This window comes from Pseudomonas sp. NPDC088429 (genome assembly GCF_044753305.1).
GTDB classification, from domain to species: domain Bacteria; phylum Pseudomonadota; class Gammaproteobacteria; order Pseudomonadales; family Pseudomonadaceae; genus Aquipseudomonas; species Aquipseudomonas rustica.
In genome coordinates this window covers 18777-34024 of the sequence record NZ_JBIVMX010000016.1, presented here as the reverse complement: position 1 = coordinate 34024, position 15248 = coordinate 18777, and the positions used below count along the sequence as shown (strand labels likewise).

The window sequence follows — 15248 nt, the reverse complement described above, 5'->3', positions numbered from 1 at the left end:
TTTGCAAGGGCTGTGCCCGGTCGGGTTCAGGCAGGAAAATGTCGTGTTAGAGCGCTTGCGCGGTTTTGCGCTGCACCACGAAGGGACGCGCAGGGCGCGTTGGTGCATGCGGTCGCGCCACTTTGGGGCGAGATCTGCTGGCCGACAAAAAACAAATGTCTTGATCGTTCCTACGCTCTGCGTGGGAATGCAGCCGTGGACGCTCCGCGTCCAAAGATCAAAAGATCGCAGCCTTCGGCAGCTCCTACAGGGAGGAGAAATCTGTGGAGGGTCAGCGGCGGCGCATCAGGCCGATGAAGAAGAGGCCGCCGATGGCAGCAGTGGCGATGCCGATCGGCAAGTCTTCCGGCGCGATCAACGTGCGCGCTGCGACATCGACCCAGACCAGAAAGATACTGCCAAGCAGCACGCACGCCGGCAGCAAACGCCGATGCTCGGCACCGACCAGACGCCGCGCGATGTGCGGCACCATCAGCCCGACAAAACCGATCGAGCCACTGATCGATACCAGCACACCGGTCATCAACGAGGCGATGACGAACACACGCAAACGCACCGCGCGCGCATTCAAGCCAAGGGTCACGGCGGTCTGCTCGCCGGCCATCAATGCATTCAACGGTCGCGCCATGCCCAGCAGCAACATCAAACCGAGCAGCACGCTGGCCGCTGGCACCGCGAGCAATTCCCAGCGCGCCAGCCCGAGGCCGCCGAGCATCCAGAACATCACCGCCGAACTGGCGCGATGGTCGCCCATGAACAGCAGCAGATTGGCGATCGCCATCATCACGAACGACACCGCCACGCCACACAGCAGCAGGCGGTCACTGTCGAGTCGGCCATGGCGACTGGCAATCGCCAGCACCACCAGCATGCTCAACAGCGCGCCGATGAACGCGGCGATCGGCAAGGTCAGCAGCCCGACAATTTCGCCGACGTGCAGCACCACGATCACCGCGCCCAGCGTGGCCCCAGAGGTGACGCCGAGCAGATGCGGATCGGCCAGCGGATTGCGCGTCACCGCTTGCAGCACCGCGCCAATCAGCGCCAGCCCGGCACCGACCAGCGCACCGAGGAGCATGCGCGGCACGCGAATCAGCCAGACGATATGTTCCTGTCCGGCGCTCCAGTTCACCTCGCCAACACCGAAGGCCTTGTGCAGCAAAATCCGCCACACCACGTCCACCGGCACCCGCGCCGGGCCGAAGCCGAGCGAGACCACGCACGACACCAGCAACACGGCGCCGAGGGCGATCAGCAGCAAGGCATAGCGACGGTTGATCATTCGCCGTGGAAACCTTTGGCCAGGGTTTCAACGGCCAACACGTTGTCGATGCCCGGCGTGGCTTGCACATACGGAATAACGATGAAGCGCTGGTTCTTTATCGCATCGACCGATTGCAGCGCTTGGTTATCGAGCAGGAACTGGATCTTCTGCTCCGCGGTAATTTCGCTGTAGTCGACGATCACGATTACCTGCGGATTGTGCTCGACCACGGTTTCCCAGTTGACCCGCGTCCAGCTCGCGTCGACGTCATCGAGAATATTGCGCCCGCCCGCCGCTTCGATCAGTGCTTGCGGCATGCCGAGGCGGCCAGAGGTCATCGCGCGGTCTTCGCCGCTGTCATAAAGGAACACGCGCGGCTTTTCCGCCGGCAGGTCTTTGCGCACGGCAGCGACTTGCGCCTGCATGTCGGCGATCAAGGCATTGGCGCGATCCTGCACGTCGAAGATTTTGCCGAGGTTGCGCAGGTCGTTGTAAGTGTCCTCCAGCGTCGCCGCCGGGCGCTTCATCACGAAAGCGCAGGACTCGGTCAACTCGTAGACATTGATACCCAGCGGTTGCAGGGTTTGCGGCGTCAGGTCGCCGCCGACGCGCATGCCGTAATCCCAGCCGGCGAAGAAGAAATCGACGTTGGCATTGAGCAGGGTTTCCACCGACGGGTACTTCGCCGCGAGCTCCGGCAGTCCGTCGAGCAGCGATTGCATCTCGGGTGTCACCGACTTCCAGCCACTAACGCCGCTGTAGCCGGCCATCCGCGATTTGAGGCCGAGGGCGAGCATCATCTGGGTCATGTTGATGTCGTGGCTGACTGCGTGTTTCGGCGCTTCCTTGAAGGTCACTTGGCGGTTGCAACTGTGCACGGTCAGCGGGTATTTCGTCGATTCGGCCAAAGCCTCGGCACTGCACAACAGAAGAGCGACGCAAAGCAGGGAACGCAGGGTCATGGTCGGGTTATCCAGGTGATTCGCGGGTAGCCGTGGAGGGGATGCGCGTCGATCAACGCCTCGACGCCGAATACCTCGCGCAGCAATTGTTCAGTGAGGACTTCTTGCGGCGTGCCGCTGGCGACGATGCGGCCGTGATCGATCACGTACAAACGGTCGCAGAACGCTGCGGCCAGATTCAGGTCGTGGATGCTGGCGAGGGTGCCGATCTTCAGGCGTTTGACCAGTTGCAGCAGTTCGAGCTGATAGCGCGGGTCGAGGTGATTGGTCGGCTCGTCGAGGATCAGCAGTTGCGGTTGTTGAGTCAGGGCGCGGGCAAGAATCACCCGCTGCTTTTCGCCGCCGGAGAGGGTGGCGAAAGCGTGGTCTTCGAAGCCTTCGAGGCCGACGGATTTCAGCGCTTGAGTGGCCAGATCGCGGTCTTCCCGGGTGTCGCCGTCGAACAGACGTTTGTGCGGCGAGCGGCCCATGGCGACGACCTCCTCGACGGTCAGGCCGAAGGCATCGGGGAATTCCTGCAAGACCACGGCGATGCGTTGCGCACACCAGCGTGAGGACTGTTTCCAGACGTTGTGGTGATCGAGTTTTACCTCACCGCTTTCCGGCGGGCTGAAGCGATAGGCGCAGCGCAGCAGACTGGTTTTGCCGCTGCCGTTGGGGCCGATCAACCCGACGAACTCACCGGCGGCCACCTGCAACGAGGCGTCACGCAGCTGGAACTGGTGATGACAGTGGCCGTGGCCCAGCGGTGTCCAGGCGAGGTCGGTGAGGGTGAGTGAGGTCATGCGGATCCGCTGTGATGTCGATGATTGTGGTGGTTCAGTGAGATTTTTTCCCCCTCACCCCAACCCTCTCCCCCAAGGGGTAGAGGGGGAAAGGGGGCCGATCTTCATGCTTTTCAAAGCTTCAGTTCGACTCGGTATTTCAAGTCGGTGCAACTTGCCCAAACACCTCGGTCAGTCCCCTCTACCTCTGGGAGAGGGCTAGGGTGAGGGCAAGGCCTTTCAATCAAAAGGTGTAATCAGCGCTGACAAAAAACGAGCGCGGTTCGCCAAGGATCCACTGCTGCCCCTCATTGTATTGGCTTTGCGCATACCGGCGGTCAAACAGGTTGTTCACCTGCAAGCCCAGCGTCGTGTTGCGCAGCGCTTGCCACGACAACGTCGCATCGACCACGGTGTAACTCGGCAGCTCGTTGCGGTTGGCCATGTCGGCGTAACGCGCATCAACATACCGCACACCGGCGCCGGCCTTGAGATCATCGCTAAGCGCTTTGTTCAGCCAAAGGTTGGCCGTACGCCTCGGTACGTCCACCGGGCGATTGCCGTTGTACGACAGCGTCTGGCCGTTCACCACCTCCGAGAAATCGTCGTACTTGGCCTTCACGATCGCCGCGTTCGCTTGCAGTTGCCAGGCGTGCGGCAATTGCAGATCAAGGCTCGCTTCCAGACCGTTAGACGACTGCTGACCCACTTGCTGTTTGAGCGTCGGGTTGCCCGGATCATCGGTCAGCAGCTTCTTCTTGACGATGCGATACGCCGCCAATGTGAACTCGCCGCGCTGATCCCAGAATAACTGCTTCATGCCGACTTCAGTCTGGCGTGCCGTCGACAGATCGTATTGCTGCTGGCTTGGGCTCAGAGAAATCAGCCCGCCAATACCGTCGGTGCTGGTCGCCATCTGGCCGTAGAACGAGGTGTCCGGCGTCAACGCAAACACCAGCCCGGCCTTCCAGTTGTTGCCGGTCAGGGTCTTGTCGCTCTGACTGCCATCGAGCAGATTATTGCGATCGACGTGCACGTAATCGCGGCGCACACCGGTCACCAGCGACCAGCGCTCACTCAGTTGCGTGCGGTTCTCGGCGAACACCGACAGCTGTTTGGTGGTGCTGTCGAACTGATCGCGATAAGGGTCGGCGCTCTCGAAAGTGCCGGCTTGCGGGTGATACAGATCCACGGCCTGGCCATTCGGCAACACGTCGTTGAACGGTGAGTTGCTGTTGAGCTGGAAGCGGATGCGGTTGTACTCGACGCCGCTGACGGTCTGGCTGTCGAGGCCGAACAGCGAGTGTTTGAAGGTGAAGGTCTGACGGTCGCCAACCTGTTCCTGCTTGTGACCGATGCCGAAATAACCGCTGCGGCTCAATTGCTGCGTGCCCGCGTCGAAGTTGTAGTTCTCGGCGTTCTGCCAGCGGCGCTGGGCTTTGAGGTAGTACAACTCGTTGCTGGCGCTGACCGAGTCGTTGATCTGCCAGTCGCTGGTCAGACGCGTCCACTGATCGTTGTAGTGCTGTTTGTCGTCGCGCACGTTGTAGTTTTTGTTGCGCAAACTGTCCTGCAAATGGCCATTGATCAACGGCGTGCCGAAGTAGTTTTGCGGGTGCTGATCGCCGTAATCGTGGGCGAGGGTGAACGCCAGATCTTCGCTGGCCTGCCAGCGCAGGGCCGCGCTGATGAAGTCGCTGGAGGCGTCGCCGTGATCGATCCAGCCGTGGCTGCGCAGACGATTGAGATTGAGGCGATAGCTCAACGTATCGCTCAGTGAACCGCCGCTGTCGAAGGCCTGCTGTTGGCTGTCGTAAGAGCCGTAACCGACGCGCAGATGATTTTCGATGTCGCCCTCGAATGGCTTCTTCGGAATAACGTTGACCACCGCCCCGGTCGCGCCTTCGCCGTACAACACCGACGCCGGGCCACGCAGCACATCGACACGCTCCACCGACCAGGTGTCGACCGGGAACGTGACGGTGCCCATGCCGGTGTACATGCGGTTGCCGTCATACAACTGCATCACCGAACTCTGCCCGGTGAAACCGCGCGCCTGCAACGATGTGCCGCCATCGCCCGGCGTCCCGGTGCGGCTGATGCCGGTGCTGCGCGACACCGCGTCCTGCACGCTGCGATCGCCGCGTGCGCGGACTTGCTCGCCGCTGAGGCTTTCAACGCTGGCCGGGGTTTGCATGGCGCTGAGGTTCAGCCGCGAACCGGCGGTGGTCGGCGTGGTGAGGCTGACGGTTGCATCGTCAACGGCGGGCGCGCTGATGGTGCCGGTGGGCAACGTCAGGGGGGCGCTGTCGGCGTGGGCATTGTTCATGGCGAACAGGCAGAGGCTGGACAAGAGGTACTTGTTCATCGGTACGGTGAATCACTTCATCAAATGAAAAGCCCACAACTTGTGGTCGTGGGCAGAATGGCAAATTCGCGTTATACAGTAACACTAAAAATTGCCGGCATATAAGCCCCGGCAGTCTATAGAGCTGTCTAAATCGCGCATCTCGCCTGCTTCATGATGAAGTTGAGGCAGATTCAGGTTGGCGACCAAACCGCGACAGCAGCAGTCGATCCAGCAACCACACCACCACCAGCGAAGCCCCCACCAGCGGAAAAATCACCGCCAGCGCGAGCATGATGACCACGCCGGTTTTCCATTTCGGCAGGTCATGCCGCAGCGGTGGCACGCCGAATTTGCCCTGTGGCCGACGCTTCCACCAGATCACCACGCCGCTGACGGCGCTGAGCAGAATCATCAGACAGATCAGCAACACGACGATCTGATTGAAGGTGCCGAACATCTTGCCTTCGTGGAGCATCACGCCGATTTCGGTGGCGCGGGCAACCGTGCCGTATTGTTCGAAACGCACATCGGCGAGGACTTTGCCGGTGTATTGATCGACGTGCAGGGTGGCGTCGTTGCGCGGATCGTCGGCGAACACGGCGATGGTGAACACGCCGGTGGCGGTGGTCGGCAGGGTGATGCTGTAACCCGGTTCGACCTTGCGCGCGGTGGCGATGTTTTGCACGTCTTGCAGGCTGATGCTCGGTGCCGCCGGGCCAGCGTTGGCGCCGCCGTGGGCCATGTGTTCGGCGTGGTCGCCGGACATCGGCATCGGCGTGTTTTCCATCGCCCAAGGCACGGTCTGGCGGGTGGCGCTGTTAAGGGTTCGCGCTTCAACATCGGAGGTCGGCACGTTGTCCCACATCGCTGCCGGGAACACGTTCCACACTTGCGCGTATTGCTTGCCCCAGAAACCGGTCCAGGTCATGCCACTGAGCAGCATCACCAGCAGCAATGTCGCGCCCCAGAACCCGGTGACCGCGTGCAGATCCCGCCACAACACACGACCGCGACTGTTCAGCCGTGGCCACAAAATGCCTGCTGCCTGACCGCGCGGCCACCACAGGAACAACCCGGACACCACCAACACCACGCCCCAACCGGCGGCCATTTCGATGAGACGGTCACCGACGGTGCCGATCATCAATTCGCCGTGAATCGCGCGGGCGATGGCTTGCAGGTTTTGCTTGGCGTCTTGTTCGCCGAGGATGTCGCCGTGGTACGGATCGACGAACACGTTGAGTTCGTGACCGGCGTTGGTCACCACAAATTGCGCGCTTCGTTCGGCGTTGACCGGCGGCAGGTATTGGGTGACCTGGCCTTGTGGATAAGCGCTTTTTACCCGTTGCAGCAAGTCATCGGCCGGGACGCTGTGATGACCGGCGGGGACGTTGAGCAGGCTGCTGTACATCAATGAATCGAGTTGCGGTTTGAACAGGTAAATCATGCCGGTCAGGGCCAGCATCACCATAAAAGGGGCGACGAAGAGCCCGGCGTAAAAATGCCAACGCCAGGCCAGGTTGTAGAAATTCGGTTTGGGCTGATTCATCACGTGTGCTCCGCTTGGCGAATTTTTTTAGATCAAGAGATCGCAGCCTTCGGCAGCTCCTACAGGGGTACATGCGGGCTGCGATCTTTTGACTTTCTTGTTAGAAACTCATGTCCACCTTGGTCCAGAGCGTGCGCCCCGGTTCGTTGATGGCTTGCGGGTCGTTGGCCGGGTAGCCGAATCCGGCGTTGCCCGCCAGGTTCAAGTGTTCGGCGTAAGCCTTGCCGAACAGGTTGTCGACGCCGCTGCTGACCTTCCAGTTTTTGTTGATCCGGTAGGCACCGTTGAGTGAGAACACGCCGAAGCCCGAACTCTTGTCGTAATCCTTGCCGACCACGTTGCCCTTGTTCTGGTCGATACGGTTTTGCGCGGCAACCACCCTCCACAGTGCGCCGGCGCTCCAGTTGTCTTTGGTATAGGTCAGACCGAAGCGTGCATCCAGCGGCGGCATTTGCGGCAGGGCCGAACCGTCGCTGCTGTTCTTGCCCCAGGCGTAGGCCAGGGTCGCATCGGTCTTCCAGTTGTCGGTGAGTTGATACGCGGCACCGAGTTCACCGCCCATGATTCGCGCGTCGATGTTCTCGGCGCGCGAGGTGCTCATGCCCATCATTCCCGGGGTGTAATCGAAGAGGATGTAATCGCGCACCACGCCGATGTAGCCCGAGGCCCAGGCTTCCAGATCGGCGCTCTTGTAGTTCACGCCGAAATCGAACTGCGTGGTTTTCTCCGGTTTGATCGAATCGAACGCGTTGAGCGAACCGACCGGGCCGCTGCTCGCCGAGAACAGCTCCCAGTAATCCGGAAAGCGCTGCGCGTGACCGAGGCCGGCGTAGAGCGTGGTCGGGCTGTCAGCGAGGTCATGCTCGTAGCGCACGAAGCCGCTGGGCAGGGTATCGGCGCGGGTGTCGTCGGCGGTCGGATTGGGGCGGGTCATCATTCCCGAGCCGGTGGTTTGCCGATAATCCTTGGCCGAGGCGCGGTCGACGCGGGCGCCGGTGATCAGCCGATCGCGGTCGGCGGCGTACCAGGTCATTTCACCGAACACGCCGTAGTTATGGAAATCGGCGTCCTTGGTGTAGGGCAGATCTTTGTAGGTGTCGACGCCCATTGAACTGCGCTGGCGATGCTCGTTGGTCTGCGCGTCGAGGCCGGTGATCAGTTGAATATCGGCCCAACGCCAGGTCGCTTTGATCCGCGCACCGAGGGTGCGACGGTCGACATTGGACGCCATGGGCCCGGCCATCATGCCGGTGCCCGACGGCGTGCGCAGGGTGTAGTTGTCCATCACATGGTCGGCGTAGTTGTAGTAGACCTGCGCTTCGAGTTTCTCCAGCACGTCGGTGATGTTGGATTTTTCGAAGCGCAGGCCGAGGCTTTCACGCAGGAACTGCGAGCCGTCCATGCCGCGCCCAGCGTAGCGCGCTTCGCCGTCGCCCTTGCCGGCGGTGAGTTCGATCAGGGTGTCGGCATCCGGCGTCCAGCCGACCGCGACGTCGCCGTTCCACTTGTCGTAGCGCGAGGCGACGATGTCGTTGTTGCCGTCGCGGTAATCGTCGGAATGCGCGGTGTTGCCGATCACGCGCACGTAACCCAACGGGCCACCGGCAGCGGCATCGACAACCTTGTCGAAGCGTCCGTGAGAACCGGCCAGAACGCTGGCGTTCACCCGCGTGCCGAGTTCGCCGAAGCTCTCCGGTTCACGATCAAACAACACCGTGCCCGCCGAGGCGCCCGGGCCGTAAAGCACGGTTTGCGGGCCTTTGATCACGGTGAGTTTGTCGTAGGTTTCCGGCGAGATGTACGAGGTCGGCGCGTCCATCCGGCCCGGGCAAGCGCCGAGCAGCATGCTGCCGTTGGTGAGGATGTTCAGACGCGAGCCGAACATGCCGCGCAATACCGGATCGCCGTTGGTGCCGCCATTGCGCACCAGCGCGAAGCCCGGAATGGTTTTCAGATAATCGCCGCCGTCACTCGCCGGCACTGGTTGGCGTGGATCTTTTGGGTTGGTAACGATGGTCAGCGGTGAGCTCGGCGCGATCGCGGTGATCACCGTTGGACTCAGTTCTTCGTTGTAGCCGGTGTGATCATCGGCCAACACCAACGGGGACAGCAGGACGCCGCAAAGTACGGCGCTAGCGTGCCTGAAACGAATCCGTGATTCGTTCAAAGCGAAGGATGCCGGGGCGGAACCCGAGCGTGAAACAGCAGCAAACCTGGACATGACAATTTCCATCAAACAGTCGTAAACGACACGGCCGGCAGCCTGAAGCTGTCTTCTCCACCGTGTGCAATCAAAGGTGCGTGTTTACGTGGCGATGGGCGGGGCGCGGGTGCGGGCGCCGGGGAAGAAGGTTTGCCGGGCGTGGCCCAGGCGCGGGGAGGGCGGAGTGAAAGTGTTGAGTGGCGGGATGTTGAAGGCGACGAAATCGCCGCCGCCGGTCAGTGCCGGGCAATTGAACAGCAGGCTGCAATAGCCGCATTTTTCCCACAGCACGTGGTGCGAGGATTGTGGCGGGCAATGTTCGGCGCTGGGTTTCGCGTCTTGTCCGGAGTGATCCATCCCCGGCATGTCCATCGACATGTCCATGCTCATTGGCATGGAGGTCGAGGCGTGTTGATCCATCGGCATCGACTGAGAAATCAGTGGGCCGATGAAAATCATCAACATGGCGAACAGGGCGATCCAGCTGCCGCGAGTCAGGTGTTCAGTCTGACGGCGTGGCGCGGAGGGCCTGGCGCTCAGCGGGCGCATGGGCGGAATCTGCCGGAAGACTTACTGAGCGTGCGCGTGAGCCTGCGTGGTTTCCGGGGGCTTCTTCTGCACCGAAACTTCGACGGTGACGTCGCCGGCCTTCTCGAAATGCAGCGTCAGCGGGAATTGCTTGCCGTCCGTGAGCAGGCTGCGCTCGGTCGGGTTGAGCAGCATCACGTGATAGGCCATCGGCGCAAATATCACGTTGCCGCCAGCAGGGATTTCCACGCTCGGCACCTGCTGCATCTTCATCAGATCGCCCTGCATCACATGCTCATGCAACTGCGCTTGGGGGGCGATCGGCGAGTCGACGCTGAGCAAGCGGTCAGCCGTTTTACCGCCGTTGTGAATCACGAAATACGCCGCTACGGTCGGCGCATTCGGTGGCAACTCCTGCGACCACGGGTGGGCGATTTCAATCTCGCCAGCCTTGTATTCGTGGGCATTGGCGAAGCACGCGGGCAACAACAGCGCAGCGATGACGATGAATTTGTTAAACATGGCAGTTCTCCAGAACGATTTGAAACGCAGGTCAATTGCGAGAACAAATCAAACCAGAGGAGAGGCGCGGGGATTGAGGCTCGGCCATTGCTGGCGCGGAGTAGGGGTTTGCAGCGAGAGCGGCGCGACGCTGTGATTGCTTTCATAGCGGGCGAAATACAGCTGCGGCGAATGGCCCGGCAACGCCACCAATGGCGCAGAACCCGAGCAACACCAGCAATGCTGCATGTTGGAATGCGTGTCGTTGGCCGGCGCTTTTTGATCGGTAGCGCCGATGTTGATCGCCACCATCTTCGTCCCGCTGCCGGTGCAGAAACTGCTCCACAGCAACTGTTCGGCCGGTGAATTGGCCGCCTGCGCCATCGCCCCCGTCATCGGCATGGCGAGCATGTTGAACAGCACTGCAAAGCAGGCGATCCAGGCAAGTGCTAGCCGTTGTCGGTTCATCGGAGAGATCCATTGGGTGGGCGATCAGGCGCGGGCTATTTAGCCTGATCAGGGCCGATAAGTAAAAAAGCGTCGTGCGGTTTGGTGTCGCAGCGTTTTTCAATACGCTACGGCATGCAGCCTCATACCGAGCGCCTTCATGACTTTCATGATAGTTGCGAATTCAGGGTTGCCAGTGCTACTCAGCGCTTTATAGAGACTTTCGCGACCCAAACCTGCATCCCGTGCCACTTGCGTCATGCCTTGAGCGCGGGCGATGTCATTGAGCGCTGCACGGATCAGAACGCCATCGCCTTCATCGTCGTCAAAACAGGCGTCTAGATATGCCGCCATGTCCTCGGGAGTTTTGAGGTATTCGGCAGCGTCAAAACGGGCGAATTCTTCGGTCATGATTCACTCCTCATTTCCGATGTTATGCGCCATCTGCACGGCGCGTTTGATATCTCTCTTTTGTGTCGATTTGTCGCCCCCGATCAACAGCAGATAAACCACTTCGCCTTTACGTGTGAAGTACATCCTGTAACCAGGGCCGTAATGAACGCGCATTTCATAAACGGTATCACCCACAAACCCGCAGTCGCCAAAGTTGCATGTTCAGCTGCCTTGAGTCTGGAGATGATTCGGCCTTTACCGATGATGTCTTTCAAGGAGTCGAGCCATTCGGAAAACAGGCGGGTTCGTTCAACGACGATCATTCTGAATCGTATTCCTTGGGATACAAGCTGGCAAGCCGCTTTTCTTGGCTGTCTGCTTGTCGGGATTAAAGGAACCGAAGTATTGGGGGAAGGTGTAGTGAAGAACAGTCGGCTGCGTCCTCAAAAATTGCAGGCAAATTCGCAGAAATATTGAAAGTCAGGAAAAGTCTTGCGTCGTCAGGGCCGCGAGGACTTCAGACGCCGACCCAAACTCCCTATCAACCCCCGGCAACACCGGCCGCTTCAACACCAGCACCGGCACTCCACGCTCGCGTGCCACTTCCAGTTTCGGCTCGGTCGCAGTGCTGCCGCTGTTTTTGCTGATCAGCACATCGATTTGCCGGCGTTCGAACAAGGCGCGTTCATCGTCGATCAGGAACGGCCCGCGCGCGCCGATGACTTCGCAGCGTTCGTTGCCGGGATAAACGTCGAGGGCGCGCAGTGTCCAGAATTGCTCGGCGGGGATTTCGTCGAGATGCTGCAACGGTTCTCGGCCAAGGGTAAACAGCGGACGGCGGAAGGGTTTGAGGGCACTGATCAGCTCTGCCCAGTCGCTGACTTCGCGCCAGTCATCGCCCGCTTGCGGCTGCCACGCCGGGCGGCGCAGGGCCCAGCACGGGATACCGGTCAGATGCGCGGCGGTGGCGGCGTTCTGGCTGATTTGTGCGGCGTAGGGGTGCGTGGCGTCGAGCAGCAGGTCGATGCCTTCCGCGCGAATAAACTGCGCCAGACCTTCGGCACCGCCATAACCGCCGACGCGCACCTGACAGGTCAGATCGGTCGGCACACGGCCGACACCGGCGAGGCTGTAAATGTGCCCCGGCCCCAGCGTGCGTGCGATCGCGAGTGCTTCGGTGACGCCGCCGAGCAACAGGATTCGTTTACGCATCGAGGGGTTTGACCAGATCAAGCAGCGTGATCGGCAACGCTTGTCGCCACGTATCAAACTCGCCCAGCGGCTGCGCCTGCGCGACATGAATGCGCGTCAGCTCACCGCCGAAACGTTCGCGCCAGCTCATCAGGGTGACTTCACTTTGCAGGGTCACGGCGTTGGCCACCAGACGCCCGCCGGGTTTGAGCCGTTCCCAGCACGTTTCAAGCACGCCCTCACGGGTGACGCCGCCGCCGATGAAAATCGCATCCGGGCGCTCCAGACCTTGCAGCGCTTGGGGAGCCTTGCCGCGAATCAACTGCAAACCGGGCACGCCCAACGCATCGCGGTTGAGCTCGATCAAATGCTGACGACCGTCATCGGCTTCGATGGCCAGCGCGCGGCAGCTCGGATGTGCGCGCATCCATTCGATGCCGATCGAGCCGCTGCCGGCACCGACGTCCCAAAGCAATTCCCCGGGCGTCGGAGCGAGGCGGGCGAGGGTGATGGCGCGCACGTCGCGTTTGGTCAGTTGGCCGTCATGTTTGAACGCCGAGTCCGGCAGGCCGGCAAGGCGCGACAAGCGTGGCGTGTTGGCGTCGGCGCGGCATTCGATGGCGATCACGTTGAGGTCGGCAGTCGAGGCAAGGTTCCAGTCGTGGGCGCTGGCGTCGATCCGTTGCTCGGCATCGCCACCCAAGTGTTCGAACACGCTCATGCGACTCGAACCAAAGCCGCGTTCACGCAGCAATTGCGCAACCGCCGCCGGGCTCTGTCCGTCATTGCTCAACAGCAGCAACCGCACGCCGCTGAACAACTGCGCATTGAGCGCTGCCAGGGGCCGCGCCACCAACGACACAATGCTCACTTCCTGCAACGGCCAGCCCAGCCTTGCCGCCGCCAGCGAGCAGGACGACGGTGCGGGCAGAATCAGCATTTCATCACTCGGCACCTGCCGCGCCAGGCTGGCGCCGACGCCGTAGAACATCGGATCACCGCTGGCCAGCACACAGACCGCTTCGCCGCGCTGCTCAAGCACCGGCGCGAGAGAAAAGGGGCTTGGCCACAACTGGCGTTCGCCGCGAATGCACACCGGCAGCAAATCCAGCTGACGCTGGCCACCAATAATCCGCGAGGCGTTCATCAGGGCGCGCCGGGCGTTTTTACCAAGGCCTTTAAAGCCATCTTCAGCGATGCCTACAACCGTCAGCCAAGGGGCCATACCTTCCTCAATCGTGTGCTTGCCATTATCCGGCGACATGATAGCGCGATGGCCGCCAACTGACTGCTTTCAATCTGTTAATTGGCGAACGGACACTAATTGTTTTAGTTGCTTTTATTGGAATTGTTTTGAGGTTGTTATTCTCAGTGCAATGAACTGCCGTTTAAAGATGAACAGGCAGTGATAATGAGTGCCAAGCAAGGTGCGTTAAATATACAGGAGTGTAGATATGAGTGAGATACAGCGGGCTGCAAGTACTTTGACTGATGGCGGTGCTTCAGTCGTAATGGGAGGCAATTTACTGTCGTTTCTCTCGGGTGTGGCCAAGGCAGATCAACGGTTTATTAAAGACAGTATGCGCTGGGCGGAGTTTAGAGCGGATCAACGCCATAACAGAAAACATGAACCTGCAGCATGGTTCGAATTTTACTCTGGCGTCCTGTGGTCTGTTGGCTGGGGGTTGGAATACGAACCGGTAATTGTTGCCGACAAAAAATTCACGGGAAACTTGTTGGACAAGTGGGCGAAATCGGTGTCGACGCTGATAAGTCGATCAAAAATTGCCGCAATGAAAGAGACCTTTCAGTTACTTGAGGTTAGCCCGGCTGGAATCGATGTGTTATCCGATGGCGCGCGCGCATGGGCAGACTTTCGTTTTTCCCCAGCACAATACAATGCGCAAAAAGAGTTGGAGATCGTGATTAGCAACGTGCGTTTTCTGCAAACTGACTGGAGTTCGAATTATCTATTCTGGACGGTACAGCACACCGGTGCGCAACTTGATATCCAGTCCAGGCGCTTTGCAATCAAACCGCGACAGATGGAAGAGTATCGCGCACGGTTAAGCGAAGCGGTGCTTGAAATGCGTACGGCGGAAATTGAACTGACGCGTTAAATCGTGGCTGGTGATGGAACGATTTTTAGCGTTGGTGTGACAGCTGAAATGAATTGAATGGAACGAAAGTTGATTAATTTTAAACGTGGGGTTAATTTGGTTTTACGCCAAGACGGCGTTTAAATAATTGCAGGGAATCAATAGTAATGAATGAATTAAATGAACAGGTAACTTCTGCTGCTCAACGTGTTGCATTAATTACGGAGTGCAATGAGTTTGTCGCGGCACAACCAGTAATGCATGCGCGCACCGTTCGGGCCGCTGCGAACTTGCCGATTGACAAGGATGAACTGAACGCCGCCATCATGGGGTCGGGTATCGCAGGTTTTGATGCGAGCATGTCCAAGCGCAGCAAGCGTATAGTCAAGAATACGTACATGTATGCCGACCTGGTGGCCTTGCTCAAATTTCCGGCGGCCAGTCAGAAAGAACAGCGATACAACGAGTTCATGCGACTGATGAAATTGACCGGATGGTTCGCCTTCAGCCAGCCGTATAATCGCTACAGTGCTTCTTCGCAAAAGCTCACGATGGACAATGTTGCCTTGACCATTATTCATGCGGCAGTGGGTGCAGCCATTGGCCAAGGCCAGACAGCATTGAAGGTACTGTCGACTGTCGCCGATGCAACCATGGATGCACTGAAGAACGAGCCTGAAGCATTGAAGCTTTTTGAAAACAACTCGAAGAAAGCCGAAGGTGGCAACTTCTGCATGTCCAGCGCCCTGGAAGATACCGACGGTGGCATTACCCTGGCCGTTGCAGCCGTGCAATACCTCGCCACTGCACAACCGACCAAAGTGTTGTTTATCGAGTGGGCCACTTCGGCAGTTGAAATCTATAACGGCGCGGCCACCATGCACATGGATGAAGAGGATTACTTGATGGTCGAGCCGCTGATTGTCAAAGCGCTGACCGAGCAGCGTGAAAAAGCGCTGAGCTATGAGTTCGGTACGAAGGCCTGAGTTTAAATAAA

Annotated in this window: 14 protein-coding genes and 1 pseudogene; 2 read left to right on the top strand and 13 right to left on the bottom strand. The window is 59.6% G+C overall.

Going from position 1 to position 15248, the window contains the following annotated elements:
• Positions 1–271: 271 nt before the first annotated feature.
• From ACIP66_RS11305 to cbiE, 13 genes and pseudogenes are all read right to left on the bottom strand, one after another.
• Positions 272–1282: a FecCD family ABC transporter permease gene (locus ACIP66_RS11305; RefSeq protein ID WP_400648021.1), complete on the bottom strand. Its 1011-nt coding sequence runs from the start codon at positions 1280–1282 to the stop codon at positions 272–274.
• Positions 1279–2226 carry an ABC transporter substrate-binding protein gene (locus ACIP66_RS11300; RefSeq protein ID WP_400648018.1) on the bottom strand — a complete coding sequence of 316 codons (948 nt, stop codon included), beginning with the start codon at positions 2224–2226 and terminating at the stop codon, positions 1279–1281. The genes ACIP66_RS11305 and ACIP66_RS11300 overlap by 4 nt, the downstream gene beginning before the upstream one ends.
• Positions 2223–3011 (bottom strand): ABC transporter ATP-binding protein, encoded by a 789-nt coding sequence (locus tag ACIP66_RS11295; protein ID WP_400648016.1) that lies wholly within the window; start codon positions 3009–3011, stop codon positions 2223–2225. Before ACIP66_RS11295 ends, ACIP66_RS11300 begins: the two co-directional genes overlap by 4 nt.
• A 223-nt stretch (positions 3012–3234) precedes the next feature.
• A complete protein-coding gene (locus ACIP66_RS11290) occupies positions 3235–5358 on the bottom strand; it encodes a TonB-dependent receptor (protein WP_400648014.1) in 2124 nt (707 codons plus the stop codon).
• Positions 5359–5509: 151 nt separating this feature from the next.
• Complete coding sequence (locus tag ACIP66_RS11285) at positions 5510–6889, bottom strand: PepSY domain-containing protein (RefSeq protein ID WP_282357202.1); 1380 nt, start codon at positions 6887–6889, stop codon at positions 5510–5512.
• A 100-nt stretch (positions 6890–6989) separates the two neighbouring features.
• Complete coding sequence (locus tag ACIP66_RS11280) at positions 6990–9110, bottom strand: TonB-dependent copper receptor (protein WP_400648012.1); 2121 nt, start codon at positions 9108–9110, stop codon at positions 6990–6992.
• Positions 9111–9194: 84 nt separating this feature from the next.
• Positions 9195–9641, bottom strand: coding sequence for a DUF2946 domain-containing protein (locus ACIP66_RS11275; protein WP_400648010.1), 447 nt, complete (start codon positions 9639–9641; stop codon positions 9195–9197).
• Between the two features lie 21 nt (positions 9642–9662).
• Positions 9663–10142, bottom strand: a complete 480-nt coding sequence (locus tag ACIP66_RS11270) for a copper chaperone PCu(A)C (protein WP_400648008.1) — start codon at positions 10140–10142, stop codon at positions 9663–9665.
• A gap of 48 nt (positions 10143–10190) precedes the next feature.
• On the bottom strand, positions 10191–10589 hold the full coding sequence (locus ACIP66_RS11265; RefSeq protein WP_400648006.1) for a DUF2946 domain-containing protein: 399 nt from the start codon (positions 10587–10589) through the stop codon (positions 10191–10193).
• 99 nt (positions 10590–10688) lie between these two features.
• The gene (locus tag ACIP66_RS11260) at positions 10689–10979 is read right to left on the bottom strand and encodes an addiction module antidote protein (protein WP_400648004.1); all 291 of its coding nucleotides are present in this window, start codon (positions 10977–10979) and stop codon (positions 10689–10691) included.
• Positions 10980–10982: 3 nt separating this feature from the next.
• Positions 10983–11284, bottom strand: a pseudogene (locus ACIP66_RS11255) (type II toxin-antitoxin system RelE/ParE family toxin).
• 157 nt (positions 11285–11441) lie between these two features.
• Positions 11442–12173 carry a cobalt-precorrin-6A reductase gene (locus ACIP66_RS11250; RefSeq protein WP_400648002.1) on the bottom strand — a complete coding sequence of 244 codons (732 nt, stop codon included), beginning with the start codon at positions 12171–12173 and terminating at the stop codon, positions 11442–11444.
• Positions 12166–13377, bottom strand: a complete 1212-nt coding sequence (gene cbiE, locus ACIP66_RS11245) for a precorrin-6y C5,15-methyltransferase (decarboxylating) subunit CbiE (RefSeq protein ID WP_400648000.1) — start codon at positions 13375–13377, stop codon at positions 12166–12168. The genes ACIP66_RS11250 and cbiE overlap by 8 nt, the downstream gene beginning before the upstream one ends.
• Before the next feature lie 229 nt (positions 13378–13606).
• On the opposite strand from cbiE, the gene ACIP66_RS11240 reads away from it, so the two are divergent.
• Both ACIP66_RS11240 and ACIP66_RS11235 read left to right on the top strand, forming a co-directional pair.
• Positions 13607–14272, top strand: a complete 666-nt coding sequence (locus ACIP66_RS11240) for a hypothetical protein (protein WP_400647998.1) — start codon at positions 13607–13609, stop codon at positions 14270–14272.
• 146 nt (positions 14273–14418) lie between these two features.
• Positions 14419–15237: a hypothetical protein gene (locus ACIP66_RS11235; RefSeq protein WP_400647995.1), complete on the top strand. Its 819-nt coding sequence runs from the start codon at positions 14419–14421 to the stop codon at positions 15235–15237.
• Positions 15238–15248: the final 11 nt, after the last annotated feature.

Excerpts from the sequence above, each read along its gene's own strand:
- ACIP66_RS11250 (WP_400648002.1), bottom strand. The coding sequence starts at position 12,173 with ATGCGTAAACGAATCCTGTTGCTCGGCGGCGTCACCGAAGCACTCGCG.
- ACIP66_RS11290 (WP_400648014.1), bottom strand. The coding sequence starts at position 5,358 with ATGAACAAGTACCTCTTGTCCAGCCTCTGCCTGTTCGCCATGAACAAT.
- ACIP66_RS11260 (WP_400648004.1), bottom strand. The coding sequence starts at position 10,979 with ATGACCGAAGAATTCGCCCGTTTTGACGCTGCCGAATACCTCAAAACT.
- ACIP66_RS11240 (WP_400647998.1), top strand. The coding sequence starts at position 13,607 with ATGAGTGAGATACAGCGGGCTGCAAGTACTTTGACTGATGGCGGTGCT.
- ACIP66_RS11300 (WP_400648018.1), bottom strand. The coding sequence starts at position 2,226 with ATGACCCTGCGTTCCCTGCTTTGCGTCGCTCTTCTGTTGTGCAGTGCC.
- ACIP66_RS11270 (WP_400648008.1), bottom strand. The coding sequence starts at position 10,142 with ATGTTTAACAAATTCATCGTCATCGCTGCGCTGTTGTTGCCCGCGTGC.
- ACIP66_RS11295 (WP_400648016.1), bottom strand. The coding sequence starts at position 3,011 with ATGACCTCACTCACCCTCACCGACCTCGCCTGGACACCGCTGGGCCAC.
- ACIP66_RS11265 (WP_400648006.1), bottom strand. The coding sequence starts at position 10,589 with ATGAACCGACAACGGCTAGCACTTGCCTGGATCGCCTGCTTTGCAGTG.
- cbiE (WP_400648000.1), bottom strand. The coding sequence starts at position 13,377 with ATGGCCCCTTGGCTGACGGTTGTAGGCATCGCTGAAGATGGCTTTAAA.
- ACIP66_RS11280 (WP_400648012.1), bottom strand. The coding sequence starts at position 9,110 with ATGTCCAGGTTTGCTGCTGTTTCACGCTCGGGTTCCGCCCCGGCATCC.
- ACIP66_RS11285 (WP_282357202.1), bottom strand. The coding sequence starts at position 6,889 with ATGAATCAGCCCAAACCGAATTTCTACAACCTGGCCTGGCGTTGGCAT.
- ACIP66_RS11305 (WP_400648021.1), bottom strand. The coding sequence starts at position 1,282 with ATGATCAACCGTCGCTATGCCTTGCTGCTGATCGCCCTCGGCGCCGTG.
- ACIP66_RS11275 (WP_400648010.1), bottom strand. The coding sequence starts at position 9,641 with ATGCGCCCGCTGAGCGCCAGGCCCTCCGCGCCACGCCGTCAGACTGAA.
- ACIP66_RS11235 (WP_400647995.1), top strand. The coding sequence starts at position 14,419 with ATGAATGAATTAAATGAACAGGTAACTTCTGCTGCTCAACGTGTTGCA.